Source organism: Iodidimonas nitroreducens (assembly GCA_000710935.1).
In the GTDB taxonomy this organism is placed as follows: Bacteria; Pseudomonadota; Alphaproteobacteria; order Sphingomonadales; family Rhodothalassiaceae; genus Iodidimonas; species Iodidimonas nitroreducens.
Map to the genome: position 1 here is coordinate 1 of BAYV01000040.1, position 2,478 is coordinate 2,478.

Consider the following 2,478-nt stretch of genomic DNA (forward strand, 5'->3'; position numbering starts at 1 on the left):
CGGGCGGAGCGGAAGCAAACAAAGAGGGGGCCGGGGTGACGAAACTTGGTGACAAGGAAAGAGGGAGTCTTCCCATCCCAAAAAACACCTCTGTTCATATTGCAATGCAGCAGAGGCTTCCCACATGCCATTGAGCATCTTTTTGGGATAATGTGCGCAAGATCCGTGCAGAGCGATCCACCGCACTTGTATTTATGTGCGTTCTGCCTATAGTCCGCGCGCCTGTTCTTTTAGTGAGTCGAAAATTCATGACCTTGCGTAATATCGCCATCATCGCCCATGTTGACCATGGCAAGACCACCCTTGTGGACCAGATGTTCCGGCAATCGGGTGCCGTGCGGGATAATCAGCGCGTTGCCGAACGTGCGATGGATTCCAATGCGCTGGAGCGCGAGCGGGGCATCACCATTCTGGCGAAATGCACCTCTGTCATGTGGAAAAATACCCGCATCAACATTGTTGATACCCCCGGCCATGCCGATTTCGGTGGCGAGGTGGAGCGGATCTTATCGATGGTTGATGGCGTGGTGTTGCTGGTTGATGCCGCCGAAGGGCCGATGCCGCAAACCAAATTCGTCACCCAAAAGGCACTGGCTTTGGGGCTGCGCCCGATTGTGGTGATCAATAAGGTCGATAAGCCCGATGCCCGCTCCGATGAAGCCCATGAAGAAGTGTTCGATCTGTTTGCCATTCTCGATGCCACGGAAGAACAGCTTGATTTCCCCACCCTTTATGCCGCTGGCCGCGATGGCTGGGCGGTCACCCATCTTGATGATGAGCGGAAGGATCTTTCGGCGCTGTTTGATCTGATCGTTCAATATGTGCCCGAACCCGCCCCCATGCGCGATAAGCGCGAGGATATGCCCTTTGCCATGCTGGCCAGCATGTTGGAGCGCGATCAGTTTCTGGGCCGCGTGCTCACCGGTCGCATCGAACAGGGCATTATTCGCCCCGGGATGACGGTGAAGGCGATCAATCTGGATGGCAAGCTGGCCGAACAGGGCCGCATCAGCAAGCTGTTTTCCTTTCGCGGACTGGAGCGGGTGCCGGTCGAGGAAGCCCGCTGCGGCGATATCGTGGCCATTGCCGGGCTGCAAAATGCCACCGTTTCCGATACGCTGGCCGATATCAGCCTCACCCAGCCTTTGCCATCCCTGCCCATTGATCCCCCCACTTTGGCCATGACCTTTTCGGTGAACGACAGCCCCCTTGCCGGGCGCGAGGGCGACAAGGTAACAAGCCGGGTGATCGGTGATCGCCTGCTGCGCGAGGCGGAAGGCAATGTGGCCATCCGCATTTCCGAAAGCGATGAGCGCGATGCCTTTGAAGTGGCCGGCCGCGGCGAATTGCAGCTTGGGGTTTTGATCGAAACCATGCGCCGCGAGGGGTTCGAGCTCTCTGTGTCCCGTCCGCGCGTGCTGTTTAAAACCGATGAAAATGGCAATCGCACCGAGCCCATGGAAACCGTGATGGTGGATGTGGATGAGGCCTGGCAGGGTATCGTTGTCGAGAAAATGAGCCTGCGCAAAGCGGAATTGCAGGATATGCGCCCCTCTGGCGGCGGCAAGATACGGCTGACATTCTCGGCCCCCTCACGCGGGTTGATCGGCTATCATGGCGAATTCCTCACCGATACCCGTGGCACCGGCATCATGAATCGCATCTTTGATCGCTATGGCCCCTATAAAGGCCCGATTCAGGGCCGCCGCAATGGCGTGCTGATTTCCATGGAAACCGGCAAGGCGGTGACTTATGCCCTGTGGAATCTGGAAGAGCGCGGCACCATCATGATCGATGGCGGCGAGCCGGTTTATGTGGGCATGATCATCGGCGAAAACAGCCGGGGCCAGGATCTTGAGGTCAATCCCTTGAAGGCCAAAAAGCTCACCAATATCCGCGCGGCGGGCAAGGATGAAGCAGTGGTGCTGACCACACCCCGACGGCTGAGCCTTGAACAGGCGCTGGCCTATATCGATGATGATGAATTGGTCGAGGTGACACCCAAAGCCATTCGCCTCAGAAAGCGCTATCTCGATCCCCATGAAAGAAAGCGCGAAGCCCGGAAATCTGAAACCGCAGGCTGATCCGCCAGCGTTTTTCTGCCTCTCTTTCGCCTTCCTTGCTCGCTATTCCCTGTGCTTCATGGCATAAATCATATCTTGATTTTAACCATTATCACAAAGGGGGATGCTGCTCATGGACGCACAAGCGCTTGAAGACCTATGGCAGACCGCACTGCAATTGCTGACCGCTTATGGCATGTCGGCGGTGGGCGCTGTGGTGATTTTGATCATTGGCCTTTATGTGGCGGGATTGGCCGACCGCACTGTGCGCAAAATCATGGGGCGGTCGGAAAAAATCGATCAAACCCTCACCGGCTTTGTGTCGAGCCTTGTGCGCTATGCCATCATTTTGTTCACCATCATTGCAGTTTTGCAAAAATTTGGTGTGCAAACAGCCAGCCTCGTGGCGGTGGGA

At 56.5% G+C, this 2,478-nt stretch carries 2 protein-coding genes; both read left to right on the forward strand.

Translation table 11 applies throughout. The features are described 5' to 3' along the window. Positions 1-248 precede the first annotated feature (248 nt). Positions 249-2,084: a translational GTPase TypA gene (gene typA, locus AQ1_RS11560; protein WP_042087453.1), complete on the forward strand. Its 1,836-nt coding sequence runs from the start codon at positions 249-251 to the stop codon at positions 2,082-2,084. 112 nt (positions 2,085-2,196) lie between these two features. Beyond that, the coding region (locus AQ1_RS11565; protein ID WP_462687136.1) for a mechanosensitive ion channel family protein at positions 2,197-2,478 on the forward strand (282 nt) is incomplete at its 3' end.